The sequence below is a fragment of the Rhizobacter sp. genome (assembly GCF_046595475.1).
GTDB lineage: Bacteria > Pseudomonadota > Gammaproteobacteria > Burkholderiales > Burkholderiaceae_C > Rhizobacter.
This window is the reverse complement of sequence record NZ_JBKJOQ010000093.1, coordinates 165,162-187,738: the sequence shown is the minus strand read 5'-3', so window position 1 is coordinate 187,738 and position 22,577 is coordinate 165,162. Positions and strand designations below refer to the sequence as shown.

10 protein-coding genes are annotated in these 22,577 nt (G+C 63.9%); 7 read left to right on the top strand and 3 right to left on the bottom strand.

Features of this window, described 5'->3' with window-relative positions; genetic code table 11:
• Positions 1-200: 200 nt before the first annotated feature.
• Both AC30QB_RS17450 and AC30QB_RS17445 read right to left on the bottom strand, forming a co-directional pair.
• Positions 201-323: a type II toxin-antitoxin system HicA family toxin gene (locus AC30QB_RS17450; RefSeq protein ID WP_489547522.1), complete on the bottom strand. Its 123-nt coding sequence runs from the start codon at positions 321-323 to the stop codon at positions 201-203.
• A 525-nt stretch (positions 324-848) separates the two neighbouring features.
• A complete protein-coding gene (locus AC30QB_RS17445) occupies positions 849-14,996 on the bottom strand; it encodes a putative Ig domain-containing protein (RefSeq protein WP_489547521.1) in 14,148 nt (4,715 codons plus the stop codon).
• A gap of 243 nt (positions 14,997-15,239) precedes the next feature.
• On the opposite strand from AC30QB_RS17445, the gene AC30QB_RS17440 reads away from it, so the two are divergent.
• The 7 genes from AC30QB_RS17440 (at position 15,240) to AC30QB_RS17410 (ending at position 20,130) form a co-directional block, all read left to right on the top strand.
• Positions 15,240-16,106 carry a 2OG-Fe(II) oxygenase gene (locus tag AC30QB_RS17440; protein WP_489547520.1) on the top strand — a complete coding sequence of 289 codons (867 nt, stop codon included), beginning with the start codon at positions 15,240-15,242 and terminating at the stop codon, positions 16,104-16,106.
• Between the two features lie 234 nt (positions 16,107-16,340).
• On the top strand, positions 16,341-17,099 hold the full coding sequence (gene mddA, locus AC30QB_RS17435) for a methanethiol S-methyltransferase (RefSeq protein ID WP_489547519.1): 759 nt from the start codon (positions 16,341-16,343) through the stop codon (positions 17,097-17,099).
• Positions 17,100-17,148: 49 nt separating this feature from the next.
• Positions 17,149-18,027 (top strand): class I SAM-dependent methyltransferase, encoded by an 879-nt coding sequence (locus AC30QB_RS17430; protein WP_489547518.1) that lies wholly within the window; start codon positions 17,149-17,151, stop codon positions 18,025-18,027.
• On the top strand, positions 18,027-18,209 hold the full coding sequence (locus AC30QB_RS17425; RefSeq protein ID WP_489547517.1) for a hypothetical protein: 183 nt from the start codon (positions 18,027-18,029) through the stop codon (positions 18,207-18,209). The genes AC30QB_RS17430 and AC30QB_RS17425 overlap by 1 nt, the downstream gene beginning before the upstream one ends.
• A 27-nt stretch (positions 18,210-18,236) precedes the next feature.
• Positions 18,237-18,617, top strand: a complete 381-nt coding sequence (locus AC30QB_RS17420) for a RidA family protein (RefSeq protein ID WP_489547516.1) — start codon at positions 18,237-18,239, stop codon at positions 18,615-18,617.
• A 141-nt stretch (positions 18,618-18,758) separates the two neighbouring features.
• On the top strand, positions 18,759-19,403 hold the full coding sequence (locus AC30QB_RS17415) for a response regulator transcription factor (protein WP_489547515.1): 645 nt from the start codon (positions 18,759-18,761) through the stop codon (positions 19,401-19,403).
• 172 nt (positions 19,404-19,575) lie between these two features.
• Positions 19,576-20,130 carry a hypothetical protein gene (locus AC30QB_RS17410; RefSeq protein ID WP_489547514.1) on the top strand — a complete coding sequence of 185 codons (555 nt, stop codon included), beginning with the start codon at positions 19,576-19,578 and terminating at the stop codon, positions 20,128-20,130.
• 23 nt (positions 20,131-20,153) lie between these two features.
• On the opposite strand, the gene AC30QB_RS17405 is transcribed toward AC30QB_RS17410, so the two are convergent.
• Entirely contained in the window at positions 20,154-22,526 is a 2,373-nt protein-coding gene (locus AC30QB_RS17405) for an HzsA-related protein (RefSeq protein ID WP_489547513.1), read from the bottom strand.
• Between the last annotated feature and the right edge of the window lie 51 nt (positions 22,527-22,577).

Sequence of the window (22,577 nt, the reverse complement as noted above, 5' to 3'; positions counted from 1 at the left end):
AGTACCCCGACCGGGTCGCGACGTACATGAAATCGCGGGCTCTGCGGGCCGCAGCGCGACCCACATGAAATCGCTGGCCCTGCGGGCGGCAGATCGACCCGACAGTTTCACGCTCCACTGCATCGTTTGGGCGTGGCGAAGCCGACTACTTAGTTACCTTACGCTTGTTCGATGAACATGGCATAGCGCATGCGTTTCTCCTACCTCAGGCCTGCTTGCTTCAGGAAGCTGCTCAACATTCCAGGTGCCAGAAGGTCGCTTGGCTTACCGGGAACGGTGGCTCGGCCGGGTTTGTTCGAGTGCTTGAACGGCGTGGCGCGCAAGGCCGGATTCGATGACCGACTGCGGGCGACATCAGGCAGGGCCTGAAGATGGCTAAGCAATTCCGATGTTTTGATGTGGCTGACGCGCGGCGCCTAGGCGCCGCACCGCGGTTGCCTGAGATCGGGCACTGGCGGATATCGGCAGTGACCTGCATGGAGCTGGCACAAGGCTGCCGAGACTAGGGCGATCTGGCGCGTCGAACCGAGCTGCTGCCGATCACGCCCGCGATCTCACAGCGGGCCGCCGAGTTGATCTACGCGCTGGCCTTGTTGTTGAGACCTCGACCGCAGGTGCAGCGGATGCGTCGTCGCAAGACTTGAACCTCGCGTCATGAACTGATCCGCGTATGAGGTCACGCGCGGTAGCCTCATAGGCGGGCGCAGGCGAAGCGTCACTGCAAGACTTGACCCTGGCGAAGACCCCCGCAGCAGACGATACGGCCGACCCGGATAACCCGGCCCGAAAATCGCTTCTGGTGGCCAGCACGTCGCCGGTAGCTCAGCGCACGCTATTTTGACTCCTTGTCAATTTATTACGTCCAATCCACGAGGATCAGGGACATGTTTAATTAAGGCCCAATCGCCGTATTTGTAATCATGTTCATAGTGGTAACCCAGCGGTACTATCTGCCCGCTAACGATGGTGTGGAGCTCATATGATTGCAAATCAACAAACTGCTTTCCTTCGGTGTAAACGCCGGCCTGCACAAGCGCTTGAGCAGTGGAATATGGAATGAATGGCACATTAGGTTGCGCATAATCTTTTTGAATTTCCGTGTGTTGCGTACCAACGCCGATTTCGTCACCATTTATGTCGTGCGCCAATACGACACCTCCGGTCTTCCAGTATTCAATGCCTTGCGCGACGAATTGCAAGGCATTTAGCCCAATGCCCAGCGCTTTCGCGCCGCCGTTGAGAACGCGCCCGCCTCCGGAAACTTCACCCACCGCCTTGACGCCAGGTGCATCTGCTGCATTTGGAAAACGCTCAACTAGCGTTGCCTCCGGCGCCAACGCAGGGGTCAAGCTCTGAGGTTCCTTGATGAGATCGAATTCAAACTCAGCTAGGTTGAAGTCATTCTTTTTGTGAAAAGTAGACGCAACGCCGCCTGCCTCTTCCAGAGTATGTCGCGCGAAGAGTTCACCCGATTGTTCTAAGATCTTGTTAGATTCTAAATAACTCTCCCCGCGGACTGGCTCATTTGGCGTAGGTGCAAGATGAGGTTCTGGCGGCTCGCCGGAGTTCGGGCCACCATCTAACCTTGGCTTGTCCGGAGTCGCGGCCTTCTTTCTTAAACCATCATGAGCTTTTTCTATGGCGTCTCCCACTGAATCCCTTCGCGTGGCCAAGAGGTGCGTATGTGGATCCATTCCTGTCAGTTCGATAATTAACCTAGCTGCACCAATAAGCCCCTGTCCCTTCTGCTTTAGTACGTCCAACCAAGAGGTTGGCGGCCGGAACTTTTCAATCGCTCCACCTGGTATCAGGTCCATTCCGGTTTCAATTACATTGGCAGGTATATTAACCGGCTCGTCGGGCGCGTCGCCCGCAAATACTACTTGCGAAGCCGTCAACCTCATTCTGGGTAAGCCAGATGTGACCTTATTGAAAAGAGCTTCTGCGCCGTTGCGAAGAGCTGCCGCTGCGTCTGCGACTTCCCCCGCCGCATCGCTGATGCTGTGCTCTCTCGAAGCCTTGATCTGCGCAATGGCCTTGCCCGTCGCGACGCTGGCAAATGCTCCCGCCGCTTGACTGGCGATACTGGCCCAGTCGCGCGACTTCGCATTGAACACCCAGCCGGAATCCGGATTCAGCGCATTGGCGGCAACCCGCTCGACGGCATCCCCCCAACTCGGACCAGCCTCGGTTGCTCCAAAGCCGCCTGCGACGCGAGCACCATGGAGTGCCAATTGCGTACCAAGACTGAACAGAGCGCCTTGAAGATCGACGCTGTTCCCGCTGAGCGCGCTGCCAACGGTGCCGACCAAAAAGTCCTGCGCCACGTTGGCGAAGGAGTTCTTAAATCCGCCAACGGCGTTGAATACCGAATCGGTGCTACCGGCGGCAACGCCGCTCTCCACCAGGGTCGCAGCCCCGCCCAGTGCGCCCGTGACGGCGCCCGTCAACACCTGCTGACCACTGATGCCTTGTTGCATACCCATGCCCCAACCCGCCACTTGACTGGAGGCACTGCCGGCAGCGCCGGCGATGGCGCCCGCAACGATCGGCCCCAGCTGAGCGCTGAGGGCTCCAGCGGTGAAGTACGACACCACCGCCGCCACGGCCACGATGATGACTGTCGCCAAAACGGTGCCAATGCCACCGCACGCGGCGCCCGGAGGCGGGGGCAAACCCGGCGTCGGCGCGCTGCTGCCGATGATGTCGGCCGCGCTGTAGGGCCTGAACGTGCCGGCGTTGTTGTGGGCGTTTGCCACCACGTTGGGGATGCGATAGGTCTTGCCCACTTCGTTCTGGGGCAAGGTATCGCCAGGCCCAAAACGCAGGCTGTTGGCGTCGGCGATCAGGTACCACAGCTGAGCGTCGCCGAAAACGTTTTTCGCGATGCCGGCGAGCGTGTCGTTGGTGGCCACCACATAGCTGCCAGGGATGGCGGCCGGGTAGGCGGCGCTGATCGGCGTGAAGTTGCCGTTGAACTGCGCCGTTTCGAGCGTACCTGTGCCCAAGGTGCCCACCTGTTGACCGTTGGCATAGAAGTAGTCTTGAATGCCCTTCTTCTCATCTCCTTGCGCTGGCTTCACGCTCTCGTACTTGGTGACGATGTGGCCGCTGTTGTCGTACCGGAAATTCAGCGTGCGGGTCTCGGCGGGGTTTGCCATGACCTGTTTCACCAGGCGGCCGCGCCCATCGTAGAAATCATTGGTGACGCCATCGCCTGGCAGCGTGGCGTCGGAGTTGGCGGCCTTGGTGGCGTGCACCTTGATCTGGGTCTCTTTGTATCCACCGAGTTGGGTGCTGTACTGGTAGGTGTAGTTCAGGACGATCTGGTCCGTCCTGAACGTGGAGAGACCGGCGTTGTCCGTGATGTGAGACTCCGGCGTGTATTCGTAGCTGCGCAGAACACCGGCGTTGTCATAGTGATTCGTCAGCGAACCGCCGATGTCGAAGCCGGTCTTGCTCGTTGCCTGGCCCAACAGCAAGCCGTCGTCGCGGTAAAGCAAACCCGTGGTGCTGTTGACGGTCGGATCGGCTACCCCCACGTCGGCCACTTCCGGATTTCCGGACGCGCTGAGCGCCGTGTAGGTCTTGCGGTTGAACATCGCACCGCGCAGGTCGAACAGTCGCGTTTCCAGCACCTTCCACTGGCCTTCGCTGTCATCGAGTTTCTTCACGCCCGGCACGTTTGAGACGATCTGGGTGCCGTTGCGGCGTACCAACCGCTGCTGGATCAGTGTCAGCTGGCCCAGATCGTTGTAGCTGTATTGCTCGCCACGGAATTCGTCAACTCTGATCGTCGTGCCGGGCTCGTAATCACCTGCAGGCAGCGCTTCGACGCCATGAACTGAAGGGTCGTTGCTGAACACACGCGCCCGGTCGAACTTTTCGACGGACAGGCGCTGCCCGAGCGCGTCGTAACTGACCACGGTTCCATCGTGGCCCGCTCTGATGCCGCCGGCCTTGCTGTCAAACTGCCCGTCGACGATCTTCATGCGGCCTTCGGCGTCGTAGGTGAACCAGTGGTCGATGTTGCCGGCCTCGTAGCTGGCAGCAATCCGGCGGCGGTTGCCGAACTCGTCGTAGGAGTAGTCGAGACTGTTCAGCGCGCGGCGGCCCGGGTTGGCCGCCGCAGGCGCGGTCACCTTCGTCATGCGGCCCAGCTCGTCGTAAGCGGTCGTCGTGAAGCGGCTTTCGACCTCCACGTCGCCGGTGCTGCGATGCTCGACTTTGCTAAACCGCTCGGTGGCCCGTTCGCCAAGGGCGGTGTACTCGTAGGTCAGCGTTTCGGCCGCAGCCACGACGGTGCCACTGGCCGCGAGGCGATCTTGCGTCGATTTGAGCAAGCCGTTGGTTTGGTACTCCAGGAAGCGATCGTAGGCCCCCAATTGGTTGGTGCCAGCGCGCTGCTCCCGCACCAACTGGCCGAAACCGTTGTAGGTGTAGGTCATCGGCTTGTTGCTCACGTACACGCTGTCCACCACCGTGGTGCTGACGAGCCTGCCCACGGTGAAGTCACCCGTGGTGTCGTAGACGGAATTCTGGCCGTTGCCGTTGAAGAACGTGGCGGCGTTGGTGTTGGCGTCACGCTCGCCGACCTTGTTGCCCAGCACGTCGAACTCCGCCCGCATCAGCACGCCGGAGGCATTGAGCTGCTTCAGGCCCAAGCCGCGCTCGTCGAACTGCGTGTACGAAAATACTTGCGCTGAATTCTCCGATATCGTCACGCCACTGGCCGTACGGCGATTGGCCTGGTCATACTGGTACTGGTTGATCGTGACGAGCGACAACGGCGTCGTCGCAGGGTCTTGCCCGCTGCGGTACTCACTCGTGCGGTTGGCTCGGCGAAGCACGCTGTGGCGCGTGAGGTTGCCGTTCTTGTCGAACTCGTCGATGAAGACGGTGCCCCGTGCGTTGCGCGTGCCAACACGGTTGCCGTTGCTGTCGTACCGGTATTCGGTCTTGATGCCCGTGGCGTCGATCTCTTCCAGCAACTGCCCGGTGGCGTTGTATTTGCGAGTGCGCGAGCGCAACTCGGTGGCCTCGACAACGGCCGTGCCCGCGTCATCAACCACGTCGCGCTCCCGCACCGCGCGGCCGAGCAGGTCGTAGTGCAGCTCGTGGCTCAGGTTCGCCCGGTAGGTGGTGTTGTTCTCCCGGAGCACAGTCACCGTCGGCTGACGCTCGACGATGACCTGGTTGTCGGCGTTGTATTCGAATTGGGTGGTTCTGCTCTGGTCGTGGCGGACGCTGCTGTCGTCGTAGACGAGGCCATCGACGGACCGGGTCAGGACGTTGCCCCAGCGGTCGTAGGCCAGCAGATTCAGAGTCAAGACAGTCCGGCGCGTGCTGTCGTTCGGGACGATCTGCGTTTGCGTGGACGTGAACGTGGGCAGGATCTGGAGGACGACACGGCCTCGCAAGTCGTACTGCGACTCGGTGATGCGCGTGACGGCGGTGGCCGCGCCGCTGCCATCGATGGCCGTGCCCAGCTGTTCCTGTCGGGTCACCTGGCCGGCGAAGTTGTAGAGGTAGCTCGTCGTGCCATCGCCGGCCACCTTCTGGGTCATGTGACCGGCGTTGTCGTAGGTGTACTTCGCCACCAGCGGGCCACTCAACGCGCTCAGGGCCGTGACGCTGGCAAGACCTGACACCCGGCGCTCTTCGGTCACTTCGCCGAAAGCGTTGTACACGCTGCGCTGGCCGCTTTGCCTCTGCACCGCCGCGGCGCTGGGGTCCACGCGAATATCCAGGTAGACGTCGACGGTCTCTTTCTGGCGGCCCAGCAGGTCGTAGCCGAAGCGGCGTTCCAGCGTCTGGGCCACCGTGCCCAGGCCGCCCAGGGCCGCGCTGATGGCCCGGGTCTCTTTGAGCACGCGACCGCTGTAGTCGTACTGGCTGAGCTTCTCGTTGTCGTTGGCGTCCTTGCTGCTGATGGCGTTGCCCGCTGCGTCGTAGCTGGTCTTCGTGGTGAGTGTTGCGCCGCTGCCGAGGCCACCACCGGCACTGCGCTCTTGCACGCAGATCTGGCCGAAGGCGTTGAGCGTGAACGTGGTCACCGGCGTGCTGAATACCTGAGTGACGAAGGGGTCGACTGCCGTGCCCGCAGCGGCGGTTTGCCGCGCCGGCTCGGTGACGCTGATCACCTGGCCGAGCGCGTTGTATTCGGTGGTGGAGGTGTTGTTCAGTCCATCGGTCTTGGTATGAATACGCCCCATCACGTCGTAGGTGGTGGTGGCCACCGTGGTGGCCTGGCTCATGGCCGTGGTCACCTCTTCGAAGACCGTTCCGTTGACACGCGTGTAGCTCAGCCCGAAGCGCTGGACGCTGGTCTGCCGGTTCAGTGCGTCGTAGGTGAAGCCCGTCACGCGGTCCTTGCTGCTCGCGCCCGGCGTGACCGGGGGCGTGAAGACGCCGCTAGCGCCCGAGTCGCCCATGTTGGCGTACTCGATGGTCTTGACCAGGTTGCCGAAGTTGTCGAAGCTGCGCTCGGTGTGCACGCCCTGCGCGCCAGCGCCGGAGCCGGCCGCCAGTTCGATGGTGCGGGTCTCATGGCCCATCACGTCGAAGTAGTGCCAGGTGTCGCGCGACGGCTCGCCTTCGTTGACCTTGACGGCCTGGCGATGCACCTCGCCGAAGGCGTTGTACTCGTAGCTCGTTGTTGCAGCCCCGGTGACCGGTACCGCAATCGCGAAGTAGTTGCCGGCGCTGTCGTTGTAGTAGCTGCTGACGGTGGGTTGCGTCACCTGGGTCTTGCGGCCCAGGTTGTCGTAGGCGATCGTGACGGTGCGAGCGAGCGCATCGGTGCCGATGGCCGTGACCAGCGCGCTCGTGGTCCACAGGCCAGTGGCCCCGCCCGCCGGAGCGCCCACGCTCTTGCTGTAGCGCGTGACCGTCTTTTGCTCGCCAAACGCGTTGTAGTCAAAGGCACTCACATTGCCGAGCACATCGACGTCGTGCACCACCCGGCCGAGCACGTCGTAGGTCTTGTACTCGTTGATGACGCTGCTGGCGCCGGTGCGAATCTGGTGTCGCACGTCGTTGCCGAGTGCGTCGTATTTGGTCTCCAGCGTGCGCTGGAAGCGGCCCGTCGCCGACGCAGTTTCCACCCGGCCTGTGGCCGGGTCGTACCAACCGGGCAGCGTGGTCATCGTCTGCCGACCGAGCAGGTCGTAGTCGTAGGCCGTGACGCGCGCTTCGGTCGTGTTCTGGGCCTCGGTGCGTGTTTTGAGGTTACCCAAGGTGTCGTACTCGAGCAGCGTGACCAGGCGGGTCGCACCCACTTCGCCGCCGACCTGCACCGTGACGTCTGGCGATGTCTGCGTGCGCAGACGCCCGAGCGGGTCATAGTCGTAGTTCCAAGTCTTGCCGCTCTTGTCGGTCAAGGTGCTTCGGTTGCCGAACGCGTCGTATGTGTAGCGCTCGGTGTGGCGCAGAAACGTGCCGCCGGCATCGACGCTGCCGGCATCGGTACTGCTGAGCAGGCGCCCGGCGGCATCGTAGACGTAGCTCATGCCGCGGGTGACACCGTCGCCCACTTTCTTGCCACCGCGTCGGCCGGCCAGGCTGTCTTCGGTCATCTGCGCGCCGGAATCGAGCAGGCGATCGAACTGACGGGTCTCCACGACCTGGCCCAGCGCGTCGTGAATCGACTCGCTGAACGACTTGTCCGGTGCCACCGTGAAACGCAGCTGGCCAGCCTTGTCGTAGATGAACTGCGTGCTGCGGTTCATGGGGTCGCTCGCAAGCCCGCTCACCGCCGCATCCAGAGTGGCCTGCTTGTAGTCGCTCAGCGTGAGCAGCACGGCGGCGTACGCGGTCGTGCCGGTCAGGTGCAGCGCGTCGAAGGTCTGACGTGTCACGATCTGCTGCGTGGCCACGCCCGAGCCGTCGATGGCCAGCACATCGATCCGGTAGACCTCGCGTCCGGCAGAGTCGAATGTGTGCGCGGTACGCCTATCCGACGCGGAGGCGCTTAGCTTGGCGGCCACGGTCGCGTCGCTGTAGTCCGGAACTCCTGCAACCAGAGGCATCGCACCCAGCACCGTGTCGTAGGCGGTGGTGAGCACCACGCGGCCGACGGCGTCGCGGCGTTGCTCGTACACGAGTTGCTGCGTCGCCTTGCCGATGCCGTCGCTCGCCAGCACATGGATGCTGAAATGCAAACGGCCCGCCGTGTCAAAGGTGTAGTGGCTCACCTGGTTGGCGATGTTATTGCGGTCGACCTTGCCATTGATGGACTTGACGTCGAAGGCTGCGAGCGTCGGACGCACGGCGTAGCGCACGGTCATGACCGCGTTGCCCGCGGCGTCGTAAGCCGTCTCGCTCACATCGCCCAGCGCGTCGACCGTGAAGCGCAGCTGGTTGGCTGCGTCGTAGGCGAACCTCGTGCGCTGGATGAGCGTCAGCGTGCTCGGGGTTGCGTCGTCGTAACCCAGCGTCGTGAGCTCAGCGGCTACCTCGGCGACGGTGACGCTGCCCGAGGCGGCGATCGCCGTCACCCGCGCCTGCGACAAGGGTTTGTCGTAGCGGCGCGTCTCGACGACGTTGCCATTGTTGTCACGGCGGGTCTCGCTGATGACCCAGTTCGAGGCGTCCACGGACTGAAGCGTGAAACGCGGGCGGCCGTCGTCGTCGCTGACGAAATAGCTTCGATGGTCGACACTTGCGTCGGCAGTGGGAGTCACCGTGGTGAGGGCATCGCCGAACCCGGCGACCGTGCCCACGGCGAGCCGCGTGCCGTAGCGCACGCTCTGCGCCACTCGGCCGTTGCTGTCGTAAACGCTCTGGCTGACTTCGCCCAGCGCATTCACGGTGTAGGTGAGCTCGCCGGCATCGTTGTAGATGAACCAGGTGCTCTGGCCATTGGCGTCTATGCGCCGGCTGACGCGACCGGCTGTGTTGTAGCGATATTCAGTGGTCAGGTCGCGCGCCTGCGCCGAGCCGGCGCCAAACACCGGGCTCGGGGCTGCAATCTCCTTGATGCGCTGCCCCAGCTTGTTGAACACATACTGCGTGACCAGCTGATTGGGCGCGCTCAGCGTGCCCTGCGCCACTTGGACGACTTCACCCACTCCGTCGTAGCTGGTGGTGGTGGCCAGCGCCAGCCCGTTCGGATCGGTGATGGTCTGGAACACGCGACCGTTCAGGTCGTACCTGTAGACCGTCAAACGGGCGCCGTTACTGCCTGATCCCTCGGTCACTTTGACCTGCTGCCCGAAAGCGTCGAACTCGTAGGTCGTGAACAGGTCCAGCCCCTTGGGGTTGACTCCGGCCACCTTCGGGTCTACGCGGCGCGTCAGAAGTCGATTCGCGGCGTCGTAGGTGAAGGTGGTGATGATGCCCCGCGCATCGGTGACCTGCTTGAGCAAGCCGTTGGTGTCGTAGCCGTTGGTCGTGACCACCACGCCCAGCGCATCGGTCACCGTGGTGACTTGCCCATTGCGGTTGTAGGCGTACTTGGTCACGCCGCCCTTGCCGTCCGTCACGCTCAGGGTTTCACCGAACCGGGTCCGGGTCGTCGTCATCACGATGCCCTCGGGCGTCTTCACCGTCATCGTGCGTGTGACAGGGTCGTAGTCGTACGTGGTGATCTTGCCGCTGGGATCGATGTGCGTGAGCACGCGCGAGAAGGGGTCGTACTCGTCGTGCGTGGTGCGCGTAAGCGAGCCGGCCACCGGCGCGGTGACCTCGATCACGCGGCCGCTGGCCAGGTACTCGGTCTTCGTGACCGCGCCGACGGCATCCACCGAGCGGATGACGCGACCGAAGGCGTCGTAGCCGGTCTGGGTGTTGAAGTTCAGGCCACCGAGGTCGTCCGTTCTCGACAACAGATTGCCATTCAGGTCGTAGTCGAACTGCGTGGTGGTGGTCTTGGCCGCCGCGCTGCCGGCCGCCTTGGCGATGGTGCGTTGCTGGGTCGCGAGGTGGCCGAACACGTCGTACGTGCTGGTGGTGACGAACCCCAACGCATCGGTCGATGTCTTGACTTGCCCGCGCTGGTCGTAGGTGAAGGCGACGACCCGGTTCTTGTCGGCCGGCATGGCGGCCAACGCGTTGACGAGCTCGGGCTGCCCCTTGCTGCCGTCCATCAGGCCGGCCAGCAGGGCCGGGTCCTCCAGGCGCTTGCCGTAGCTGCGTTGCGTGGTCACCTGGCCCATCGCGTTGTAGGTGAGTTCGCTCACCTCGCCCACTGCGTTCACGCTGAACGTCAATCGGCCATCGGCGTCGTAGAAATTGCGGGTGGCATGCTGTTGGTCTGCCGCGCCGGTGGGGTTGGCGTCGAGCGTATTGGTCAGTTGGCCCAGGCCGTCGTAGACGAAGCGCTGGCCGTACTGCGCGATCGCCGCGGCGATCTGCTCGGGTGTCGCCGTGGTGGCAAGCGATGCATCGCCTTCGCCACCGAGCTTGGCTATGACGTCGCCGAAGGCGTCATAGACGGTGCGCTCTGCGCGCTGCTCGGCCGCGATGCCGGAGGCACTCACCTGGCGAATCACTCGGCCCGCGGTGTCGTATGCGTAAGTGGTGAAGGTGGTGCCGTCCGCAGCGGTGCGCTTGGTGACTCGACCGAAGCCGTCGTAATCGACCTTGGTGGTCTCTGACTTGACGAGAAGCGTAGTACTGAGCGCCTGGTCGCGCACATTGGTCAGCGTATTGCCAGCGGCCACCGCCACGGCGCCCATGTAAGAGATGTTCTGCTGCTTGTTCGACTGCTCGTCGTAGACGGTTTCGGAGAGGAAGCCGCGTTCATTAACCGATGCGGTGAGCCGGCCTTGCGCATCATAGAAGTGGTAGCTGTGCAGATCTTGCGCGCCCGCGGTGGGTCGTAGCGAGGCGAGCGGGTCGACGGGTGCGGCCACAGCGGCTGCAGCCACCAGCGGAAGCGGGGCGGCAGTTGGCACGGGCACGACCTGCGGTACGGGGGCAGGTGCGAGCACGGGTGAGCTGCCGGCAACCGGCAACGGTTCGGGCTTCGGCGCTGGGCTGCCGGTCGGCGCACCCGGGGCTGCGTTTTGTTGAATGGGTGGGCCACCGGGGGGAGTGCCACCGCCACCGCCACCGCCGCCACCACCGGTGGGCGGTGGCGGCGCTATGACGGTGAAGCTGAATGTGCCGAACGCGTTTGCACCATGCGAGTCGGTGGTCACCAGGGTGACCGAGTACGTACCGGGATTGGCAAGGGTGCCACTGAACGTCTGGCTGAGCGCGCCGCTGTAATTCAAGCCCTGGATGAACGTGATGGAGAGAATGCCGTTCAGGGCATCCCCATTGGGGTCGATGAAGGTGTCTGTCGGCAGCTGGAAGCTGAATGGGACGCCTGCCGTGATCTGCGGCACCGTGGGCGCGCGGTTGTAGACCGGCGCGACGTTGTATTGGGTCAGCATCACTTGCTGCACCAGCGACGCCCCATGTCCGTCACTCACGGTCACGGTGAGCGGGAAATCGCCCACCGCGTTGGACGTGCCGGTGATGAGGCCGCTCGCCGACATGGTGACCCCCGCCGGCAGGCCGGTGACGCTGTAGACCAGGGTGTCTCCGTCAGCATCCGTCGCCGGAGGGATCTGGTAGTTGTACGGCGTCCCTGCATATTTCTGCAGGATGTCCAAGGTCGGCCAGGTCGGCGCCCGGTTGACCACGTTCACGGTGAACGAGACCTCGGAGATTTCACCAAACTCGTCCTTCGCTTCGAGCTTCACGGCGTCGAAGTTGTTCTGTGGCGCGTCTGCCGGCGGCGTGCCGCTGAGCACGCCCGCGTTCAGGCTCAACCAGCTGGGGCCGTTGACGATGCGGTAAGTCAGGGACGTGCCGTCCAGATCCGAGGCGGTCACGGGCAGGCTGAACAGGCTGTTGCGATTTCCAGTCTGCGGCGGCACCGCGGGCCAGCTCGGCCCCTTGTTGGTCACCTGCAGCACGAAGCTGCGTTCGGTGAACAGGGGCGGCGTGCCCGCATCCGTCACCCGCGCGGTGATGGTGTAGGTGCCGGCTGTTGTCGGCGTACCGCTGATCGTGCGGCCGCTGAAACTCAGCCCCGGTGGCAGCAGCGCCGGGTCGATCGAGTAGGTGAGACTGCCCACGGCCGTCTCGTTGTCGCTGGCGGCGGGCAAGACCAGGCTGTAGCCGGCGGTCAAGGAAGGCACCGTCGCATCGGGCAACGGGCTCCAGGTGGGTGCCGAGTTAGCCACCGTGATGGTGACCGTGGTGTCAGCGGTGCGCGGGGTGGGGATGCCGTTGTCGCTGACGCGCAGCTTGACCGTGTAAGAGGTCAGCTTTGCCGGCGGGGTCCCCTTGAGCACAGGGCTGCCAGGCACGCTCGTGTCCAGGCTCAACCACGCCGGCGGGGTAGGTGTTCCGAGCAGGCTGAAACTCAGCGTGTCGCCGTCGGCATCCACGGCGTGCATTGGGTAGCTGAACGGCTTGCCGCCCGTGGCCGTCTGGTTGGTCACGCCGATCCAAACTGGCGCGCTGGCGTCGGTGGCGGCGCTGCTGCGCTGGTTGTAGCGCACGGTCTCGGTCAGCTGCCCCGCGCCGCCGAACTTGTATTCGGTCAGGTAGCCGCGCGGGTCCAGCACGCCGACCCGATTGCCGTCGCCGTCGTAGTAGAAGCGCGTGGTGGCGCCACCGATTTGCTGGCTGGTGACGTGCGAAGTGCCGTCGTAGTTGGTGGTCGTGACGACGCTGGCTGCGTCAGTCGTGGTGCTCAGCCTGCCGGCCTGGTCGTAGGTGTAGGTGGTGGTTCGATCGGTGTCGGGCGTCATCACCAGGTCGATGCCCGCGCCGGCGGCCGTCCCGAGAACCAACGTGGTCTTGGCCATGCCTGTGACCTTCGGCGGCGTGCCGCTGTCCAGGGTGACCCAGCTGTCGGTGCTGCCCACCGGCACGGCGTACTGCGTCGACGTCAGAACGTGGCCGGCCTGGTCATAGGTGTAGCCCACGGCGGCGCCGGTGGGGTCCACCGCGAACGTCAGGCGCCCCGCGGCATCGTAGAAGCTGAAGCGTCGGTTGCCCTGGGGATCGAGCGTCAACTGCGGGCGGCCCTGCGCATCGTAGAAGTACTGAGTCGTGCGCGTCGTGCCGCTGCCGGTCTGGCTCACCGCGATGAGGTGACCCACGAGGTCGTAGGCGCTGACCACCACGAGGTTCGCTGCGGTGGTCAGCGTGATCTTGTGGTGCGCATCGTCATACGAGGTCGTCTGTGTGCCGCTGCCGTCGGTGCGCGAGATTTCGCGACCCAGACCGTCGAAGACAATGCTGGTCTGAGTCCGCTGGTCGCGCGCCGCGCCGCGCACCGCAATCGTGTGCACCAGTTCGCCATGGCCGTCATAGACGAATTCGGTCACCGTGGCCGCGGCGTCGAGCGTGCCCGCACCGCTCGCGGTGTCGACGTTGGCGAAATCGACCCGCTTGCTCAGGTTGCCGCGGAAGTCGTAGGTGTACTCGGTCAGCTGTTGATGGCTCTTGTCGGTGATGGCACCTGCCCAAGCCGCCAGATCGCTCTCGCCGAACGCCGCAGCGCTGTAGCGGTCGGTGGTGTAGTGGATCGACGCCAAGAGCAGGCCGTCGCTGCCATACCTGTTTTCGGTGACACGGCCCTCGGCGCTGATCGCGAAACGAAGCCGAGTGTTCAAGTCGTAGGCGTAGCGCGTGACCACCGGATCGCCCGCCACGCCCGCGCCGGCGCCATCCGGATCCGGCGTGCGGTAGTGGGTCTCGGTGAGCACCTGGTTGTTAGCGTCAAACGTGCGTGACAGCGTGTCGCCCTTGGCATCGCGCTCGAGCGTGCGGTTGCCCTTCGCGTCGTATTGATAGACCACCGCGAAGCCGCGCGCATCGGTGACCTGGATCAGGTTGCCGCTGGCGTCGTACTGGAACTTCGTGACCAAACGCGCGGCGCCCGCCGTGGGAGCGGGTGACGCGACCTGGGTCAGCTGCTTGGACGTGGCGTCGTAGGTGTAGGTCCAGGTCTGGGTGTTCTTGTCGGCCGCATCGCTGATGGCGATGTCGGTGCTCGTGCTGCCGTAGCTGAACTTCTGCTTGCCGTTGGCATCGGTGACGGTGAGGATGCGGTTGGACGAGTCGTAGGTGAAGTCAACCCGGAAGCTGGTCGTCGTGCTGTCGCCTTGCGTGACGCTGGAAACGAGGGAGCTGGTGCTGCTGCCGTAACCGTAGGTGGTGAAGAAGTAGATCGGCGTCGCGGCACCGGGATTCAAGATCGTCTTCACCGTCCCGAGGCGGCCGTTGTCGTAGCTGTACTCCACCTGCTTGACGGGCGCCGTGTTCACCACGGGCGGGTCGAGCAGCTTGCCGGTCGTGGTGTTGACCTTGAGCTCATAGGTATCGATGCGCGCGAGCTTGGCCGGCGTGCCGGAATACACCAGCACCATTTGCTGGCCACTGCTGGTGTCCGTGATCGTCTGCAGGCGGTTGCCGCTGTCGTACGTGAAACTGATGACGTTGCCGGTCACGTCCTTCTGACTCTTCAAGCGCGCGACGGCGTTGCTCACGCTGTCGTCGTAGCGCTCCTGGAGCCGTGTCGAACCGTCGGTCCACACCCATTGCTTCGCGGCGTCATCGAACTTCGCGCTGTCATGCGCACCGTCGCCTTCCGTGCTCACGTAAGTTGCGGTCGTCGCGTTCCAGACGTAGGACGTCGAGTGCCCGTCTCCGAGGGTGCGCACCAGCGTGCCCGACACGTTGCGCTCGCCAGCGGTCCCGCTGAACTGCACGGTGCGTTCGCCGTCCCAGCGCCAGCCATCGCTGTCTGCGTCGCTGCCGCCATCAAGCGCACCGCGCGAGTTGTAGGTTCGCAGTTGCAACAGGTCGGAGCCACGCCCGCTTAGCATCTCGTCGCCCGACTGCAGCACCAGGTTGCCGGTGACGGCGTTGACGTACGAGCGACCCGACTGACCCAGGGTACCCTGCCCCAGGATCCCCGAACCGCCGAGCACCGTCGCCGACGTGTTGAACAAACCCAAACCATTGCCCGCGACCACTGCCACCATGATGCATTGCTCCACTGAGAGAAATTGATTCGAACTGCACGCGGCTGAACTCAGCGCAGATGTGCAGCAATGGCATGGAAGTTATCCGGGGTCCTGGTGGCTGAACAGATGAAATTCGTCATGGGTCAAGTGCGAATTTCAGACATGGCGTGTCTGGTCGCGCGCAACATTTGCGATCTCTTCTTTGCACCCGAGCCGATCAGGCCTCTGCATGAAAAACCCTCGACCACAGCGCGCACTTCGATGAACGTCGTGCAGCACCAGCCCCAACAAGCCACCGACGAGCTGCGCCAATGGATCCTGGCGCAAGCACAAGCGGGTTGTTCGGTCGAGACCGTATTTCAGGCGATGAAGGCCAGCGGCTGGCAAGAAGACATTGCCACCCGCGCGTTGGAGGAAACGCTGCTTGTGAAGCTTGCCGGCGAGGTAAGTCAACACGGGCTCCCGCCACCGACACGTGTGCCCGAGCCCAGTCTTCATGAATCCCCTGCGCAACTCTGGGCGGGCGACCGCGTTGTGAATGTCATCATGGCGATGCGCAACCCGCGTGTCGTCGTCTTCGGTGAGCTTTTGACCAGCGACGAATGCGACGAGCTGCAAGTGCTGGCGCGACCACGGCTGGCACGCTCAACGACTCTCAGCAACACCAGCGGCGACAGCGAGGTCGACGTGGCACGTACCAGTTACGGCATGTTCTTCGATCGAGGTGAGAACCCGCTGTGTGCGCGCATCGAGCAGCGCATCTCGGCGCTGTTGAATTGGCCGGTCGACAACGGCGAGGGCCTGCAGGTTCTGCGCTACGGCCCGGGCGCGGAATATCGCCCTCACTACGACTACTTCGATCCTCGGCTGCCTGGCCGGACTCCAAGTCTCGAGCGGGGCGGGCAGCGTGTCGGCACGCTGGTGATGTACCTGAGCACGCCAAGCAAGGGCGGCGGCACGCTGTTCCCTGATGTCCAGCTCGAGGTGAGCCCACTCAAGGGCCACGCAGTGTTCTTCAGTTACGACCGCCCGCATCAGATGACGCGCACGCTGCACGGCGGCTCACCGGTCATTGATGGCGAGAAATGGGCCGCCACCAAATGGCTGCGCGAGCGCGCCTTCGCGTGAGCCTGCCAGGCGGGCTATAACGCGCCCGGATGCGCGCCCCAATTTCCAAATGTCGGGAAATTGGGGCGAATGCGATAACACAAGAGAGCTGTCACGCGATCGTCAACAGGCACCCCGGCCTGGAGACGACGCACGGCGGCGGGCTTTTGTTGCTTCACAAGGCGTGAAGCAACCCCGCGAGGCGGCTGTCGGCAGGCCGCCCGCCGCTGCTTTGTCCGAACCTTGGAGATCGATATGCCTGGAATCTTGATGAGCTTGTACGGCGTCGTCACGTACGCCTTCTTCTTTGCCACCTTCCTTTACATGATCGGCTTTGTCGGCAATCTGCCGTTGCCGAAGACCGTCGACAGCGGCGTGGCCGGGCCTGTGGCTGAGGCCGTGATCGTGAACCTGCTGCTGATCGGCCTGTTTGGCTTGCAGCACAGCGTGATGGCACGACCGGCGTTCAAGCGCTGGTGGACCCGCATCGTGCCGGAGCCCATGGAGCGCAGCACCTTTGTGCTCGCCACGACGCTGGTGCTCGTCTTGCTGCTCTGGCAATGGCGGCCGATCACCGAGCCGCTGGTCTGGAACGTCGAGCAAGCCGCAGCGATCATCGCCATCAAGGTCGTGTTCTGGGGCGGCTGGGCGGTGCTGCTGCTCAGCACCTTCTTGCTCAACCACTTCGAGCTGTTCGGTTTGCGCCAGGTCTATGCACGGCTGCGCGGGCAGACCTTGCCTGTGCAGCAATTCAGGACGCCGTTGCTCTACCGCCATGTGCGGCACCCCATTTATTTCGGCTTCCTGCTGTCGTTCTGGGCCACCCCGCAGATGACAGCCGGGCACTTTCTGTTTGCGCTCGGAAACACGATCTATATCTTCATTGGCATCTACTTCGAAGAGCGAGACCTGGTCGCGCATTTCGGCGACCGCTATCGCCGCTACCGCGAGCAGGTCAACATGCTGCTGCCATGGCCGCGCAAGGCGCCCCGCCAAGGCCCAGTGAACGAATGAGCGGCGACGCACGCAGCACAAAAATGCAGACAAGGAATACATCACCACCATGACTGAAAAAAACGACGGCATCATCCAGGCGTGGAACACGGTCCTCTTCGACAAGTTCTGCCGCTTCAAGCATTTATTGACCGAAGGACTGGCCGGTCACAGCGATGAAGCGCTTGCGCGTCACCCGCCTCGGCGCGGCACGCGCGTGCTGGACATTGGCTGCGGCTTCGGCGACAGCACCGTTCAGATTGCAAGCGGCATAGGCCCCGAGGGGCAGGCGGTCGGCGTCGATTGCGCCGGCAACTTCATCGATGCAGCAACCCGCGACGCTGCGCAAGCCAGCGCCCGCAACGCCACGTTCTTCGTGGCAGACGTTCAGGGCGACGACTTGCGCGGGCTCTACGACAGCGCGTTTTCGCGTTTCGGCACCATGTTCTTCAATGCACCCGGGGCGGCGATGCGCAACATTCGCAACGCCCTGGTCCCCGGGGCCGACCTGACCATGATCGTGTGGCGTCGTCGAGAGGACAACCCGTGGCTGCACGACGCCGAGCGCTGCGTCAAGGCGATCGTGCCGGTGGTCTCGCACGAGGCCTCTGGTCAAGTGCATTGCGGGCCGGGCCCGTTTTCGATGGCCGAGCCCGACATGGTGAGCAGCATGCTGCGCAGCGCCGGGTTCGAGCGCATCACCTTCGAGCGTTTCGACACCGACATCTGCATCGGCCGCGACATCGACGAAGCGATCGAGTTCGCGATGGCACTGGGCCCCGCCGGCGAGGTGATTCGCCTGGCGGGCGAAGAAGGGGCTCGCCGCAAGGGCCAGGTGACCGACGCCTTGCGAGACGTACTGGGTGCGTATGGACGCCCCGACGGGGTGTGGGCGCCATCGAGCACATGGTTTGTGACGGCGCGCAATCCGCAATCGACGAGTCTCTGATGCCAAGCCACGCCGAACGCGGCGAGTACGCGATCTCCACCGACCCGCAGCGCCTTGACCTCGTTGCGATTCACACATCTCTCACGCAAAGCTACTGGTCGCCAGGCATCCCGCGCTCGACGGTCGAGCGCGCCCTGGCCCACTCGCTGTGCTTCGGTGTGTATCGCGCGGCCGCAAGCTGACGCCTCAACTCAGCCCAAGGAGCCCTCGTGACCCGTCAAATCATCTTCACGACCAAAGCGGCCAAGCCACCGCCTGCGTACAGCCAAGCGGTCAAGGCCGCCGGCCTCGTGTTCGTCTCCGGCACGGCCCCCCTTGATCCGGCCACGGGCGCGATCAAGGGCAACACCATCCAAGAGCAGACCCGGCAGTGCCTGACCAACATCCAGGCGATTCTTGAGGAGGCAGGCAGCTCATTCGACAAGCTGGTCAGCGTTACCTTCGTGCTGGCGGACGAAGACGACTATGCCGGCATGAACGAAGAGTGGCTCAAGTGGTTCACTGCCCATCCACCCGCTCGCCAGGGCGCCAAGCTGCCCGTGCGCGTGCCCGGTCTGAAAATTTCCATCGCGGCCATCGCCGAGGCCTGAGCCAACGCTCTTTGCGTGGATTCAACGCCAGTCTGGCCGACAGCACCGCCGGATTCCGATATCAGAAGCACAGACAACTCACGCCTCAAGGCAGCCCGTCTCTGAGGTGTGCCGCTTGGTGGCTGACTGCGTGCGCCTGACATGAAGAATGATGCCGATGAACGACCTGTGCGAGGCCGACTCACCACCGTCCTGATAGCAGATGACCATGAGCTGGTGCGCGATGGCATCAAGATGCTTGTCGCCAGCATGTGGGGCGATGTGCGTTTCGTGGAGGCCGATGACGGTGCTTCGCTGCTGCGTGCCGCTGTCTTGCACCCAATCGTCCACCTGGCCTTTGTGGACCTGAACATGCCGGGCATGCGCGATGGGTTGCTGTTGGTCGAACTCGCACGCCGCCATCCGAACATTCCGCTTGTGGTCATCTCGGCGTTCACGTCACCCGACCTGGTGCGCCGGACCATGGAGGTTGCCGCGGTGCATGCCTTCGTTCCCAAGAGCGCCAGCGTCGATGGCCTGCGCATGGCGATCGATGCCGCCATGCAAGGCCGAAAGCTGGGGTTTTTGCAAGCCGACCGCGGCGCCCCGAATAACACCAGCCGTGGCCTCACGCCGCGACAGGAGCAAATACGCGGCCTGCTGCGCCAGGGCATGAGCAACAAGCTGATCGCCAGCACCTTGGGCATCAGCGAAGGCACGGTCAAGAACCACTTGAGCGAAATCTTCCGGACGCTGAACGCCACCAATCGCACGCAGGCGGCTCAAATCAACTTCGGGGTGGAGTGAGCACAAGCCAGATCCTTTGCTCACTTTGAAAGCGGCGGCGCAGAACGCCGCTGCTTCCTGGGGCTGCGGTGCTCGCGGGTTGTATGGCGTACTTGTGATGCGCTGTACTTCTCGCGGCACCGCCCCTTACCTAGCAAGAACCTGGCACGAACCCGGCACGAACGAAAGGCACATGAACATGCTCGACCCTGACGAATACCTGCACCTGGCCATCCACGCCAGCTCGGTGGGTAACCACCACGCTTGCATGACCTACCTGAAAGAGGTGCTGCAGCGTCAACCGGCCCATGCCAGTGCGCTATACCTGCTGGCTGCCCAGCACGCCGAGCTGGGGCTGATGGAGCGGGCCATCTCGGGCATGAAGGCCGCTTTGGCGATCACACCCGATCTGGAGATCGCTCGTTTTCAGCTGGGGCTGCTGCTGCTCGACCGAGACCGCGCGGGCGAGGCGAAACAGCAGCTCTCGGCACTCGATGCCAGTTTGAACCCGGCACTGAAAGCGTTCTCGCAAGCCTTGCTGGCCCTGGCCGACGCCGACCCCGCTGGCGCGCAAAAGAAGCTGGCGCTCGGCCTGGCCCTGCCCTCAAGCAACCCGGCCCTGTCGACCATGATGCAGCGCTTCTTCGAGCATCTGGCGAAGAAGAACGAGGCAGCGGTTGAGCCGCCGGCTTCTGCGCCCGAGGCCAACCCCCTGTTTCTGGGCGCCTACCGCCAGGCTTCTTCCTGAAGCCTGGGCAACAGGCGGCACGCTCACTGCATCGCCTTCCACGCCTTCAGCAGGTCGCGCAAGGCTTCGGGCTCATTCGTCGGAGCGGGTCGACCTGCCTGGTCCTTGTCGTTCGCGCCGTGGCATGAAGCGCACACACGCACCTCACCCGGCTGGAAGGTGACCCACACCCGCTCGCGCACGATGGGTGTGCCCGCGGCGTCGGTGGTTTGCCACGCGAGCGCTCGGCGCGCCGGAACGAACGCAGCGGTCGAGCCGTCTGCCCCGATCTTCACGCTGCCAGCGGGCCCACCTGGGTTGGCAGGGTTCTTGGCGATCGCCCCCGGGTCGTGCAGCACCTGAGGAATGTTGCGGCGCCCGCCAGGCCCGTTGCTATAGGCGCGAACCTGGTCGGACTGGAACAACTGCAAGTGCGAGATGTTGTAGAGCGGCCCGTGGCGGGTGGGCGACACGGTTTTCACACCGCCCGGCACTTGCAGGTTGAAGGGCTGCTGGATGTCGGCGTCGTCACGGCTGGTGACGTTGCGCGACACGATCAGCGCCAGGTTGTTCGTCGCGAGCCAGGTCTTGAAGGCATTGAGGTCGACCCCCTGCTGGGTGAACACCTGGGCCTCGGGCGCCTCAAGCGCAGGTGCCGGCTTGACCGGGCGCGGCCGGGCCACCACCTCCACGGCTTCCATCTCCCACAGCGGGCCGCTGAATGAGGGGTGGTCGTTGAAATTATCTGGGTTGAACCAGCTCACCGATTTCACGATGCCGGGGGTGAGCAGCGTGGCCAGTGCCCCGCCGTCGTACAAGCCGGTGCTGCTGTTCTTGTTCAAGAGCTTGAGCCGGAAGTCTTTCATCAGGGCCGGGTCCGCATCGCTGGCCGCGGTGTAAGTCGCGACCAAGGCACCCGTGGTCAAGGGCAAGGGGTTGCGAAAGCGCCCGCCCGGCGAGCCGCCACTGCCGTTGAGCCCGCCGACGGTCACATCGGTCACGACCATCTGGTCGCCATTGAGGCTGGGGGTGCCGGTGAGCTGCACGATCTGGTTGGTGGTCAGCGAGCCGAACTCACGCGCCATGATCGCCAGGTAGTTGCCCGAGTGGGCCGGGTCTTCACGCAGGTGGAACAAGCCGCCATCGGTGTTCACTTGCTTCTTGTTGGCATGCAGGCTGTCGTCGGTGAGGTCGTTGAGCGACGGGTCGTTCAGAAAGGTCTTCTGCTCGTAGCCGAAGTTGAGCTCGTGCCGCCCGACGTGGTTGAGCGTCTCTTCGCCCGTGCCGTCTTCGTTCATCTGCCAGGGGCTGAAGACGTTGAAGCGGTGGCCGTTGAGCGGGCCGTATGGTGTCTGCGTCACGATCAGCCGCGGTTCGGGGAACACCTCGGTGGCCACACCTGTGGACGCGGCGCCCGCGCTTTCGTCGGCGAAGTTGAAGGCGCCTTTGTCGCCAGAGTCGTTCTGCTGGTCGCGCTGCAGGTGGTCCCAGCGTATGAAGACTACGCGGCCGAAGCTGTCGATGCTGGGTGAGAACGCACCGCTGGGCGCGTGGTTCAAGATGTGCAGATCACCTGTGACAGGGTCTAGGCTCCAGATGCCGCTGACCACCAAGGTGCTCTCGTACTCGTCGAGGTTAGGGTACAGATGCGCGAGGCCGCTGCGCGGCCTGTCGGTCGTGAACAGGATGCGATCGTCACTGGCGTACAGAGGTGAGACATTGTTGTAGGTGGTGGGCTGGCGGGCGACCTTGGTGATCGTGACCGTCTGCCCGACGCCGAAGTTGCTCACCTCGTAGAGCTGCCAGAAGAACTTCTTCTGGGCCGTGGCTTCGGTGGGCGAGCCCACCACCATGCTGAACAAGGCCTTGGTGCCGCTCCAGTGGATGCTGGGCTCGCGCACGGCGATGGAGGTGTCTCCTTGCACACCGTTGACGCCAAAGCCGGCCTCTTTGGTGAGGTTGCGCATCGTGCCGTTGGGGTAGCGAATCATCAGGTCGCCACCGCGCGCGACCTGCCCGACACCCGTTCCCTGGTTGCCGAAGGTCGAAGCGCGCCCGCCGAAATCACCCAGGCTGGGCACCTGGGTCACGAACATGATCGGGTTGGCGATCGAGCCCGTGGGGGCGGGTGTCGGTGTCGGTGTCGGTGTCGGTGTCGGTGTCGGCGCAGGCGCAGGCGCGGGTGCGGGTGCGGGTGCGGGTGCGGGTGCGGGTGCGGGTGCGGGCGCAGGCGCAGGCGCAGGTGCGGGTGCGGGTGCGGGTGCAGGTGCAGGTGCAGGTGCAGGTGCAGGGCCGGGCGCGGGAGCCGACACCGGCCCCGACGACTGGGTACCTCCCGAGGACGCACCACCGCAGGCACTGAAAGCCAGCACGGTGACGCACAGGCCGGTCAAGCTCCATATTCTGGTCAGTTTCATCATCGATTCCCTCAGACGTGTTCGAGTGGTTCGGCCGGTTTGCAAATCGCA

Bases quoted from the DNA above. Each gene is read 5' to 3' on its own strand.
- AC30QB_RS17445 (WP_489547521.1), bottom strand. From the start codon at position 14,996: ATGGTGGCAGTGGTCGCGGGCAATGGTTTGGGTTTGTTCAACACGTCG.
- AC30QB_RS17440 (WP_489547520.1), top strand. From the start codon at position 15,240: ATGAACGTCGTGCAGCACCAGCCCCAACAAGCCACCGACGAGCTGCGC.
- mddA (WP_489547519.1), top strand. From the start codon at position 16,341: ATGCCTGGAATCTTGATGAGCTTGTACGGCGTCGTCACGTACGCCTTC.
- AC30QB_RS17430 (WP_489547518.1), top strand. From the start codon at position 17,149: ATGACTGAAAAAAACGACGGCATCATCCAGGCGTGGAACACGGTCCTC.
- AC30QB_RS17425 (WP_489547517.1), top strand. From the start codon at position 18,027: ATGCCAAGCCACGCCGAACGCGGCGAGTACGCGATCTCCACCGACCCG.
- AC30QB_RS17415 (WP_489547515.1), top strand. From the start codon at position 18,759: ATGAAGAATGATGCCGATGAACGACCTGTGCGAGGCCGACTCACCACC.
- AC30QB_RS17410 (WP_489547514.1), top strand. From the start codon at position 19,576: ATGAACATGCTCGACCCTGACGAATACCTGCACCTGGCCATCCACGCC.
- AC30QB_RS17405 (WP_489547513.1), bottom strand. From the start codon at position 22,526: ATGAAACTGACCAGAATATGGAGCTTGACCGGCCTGTGCGTCACCGTG.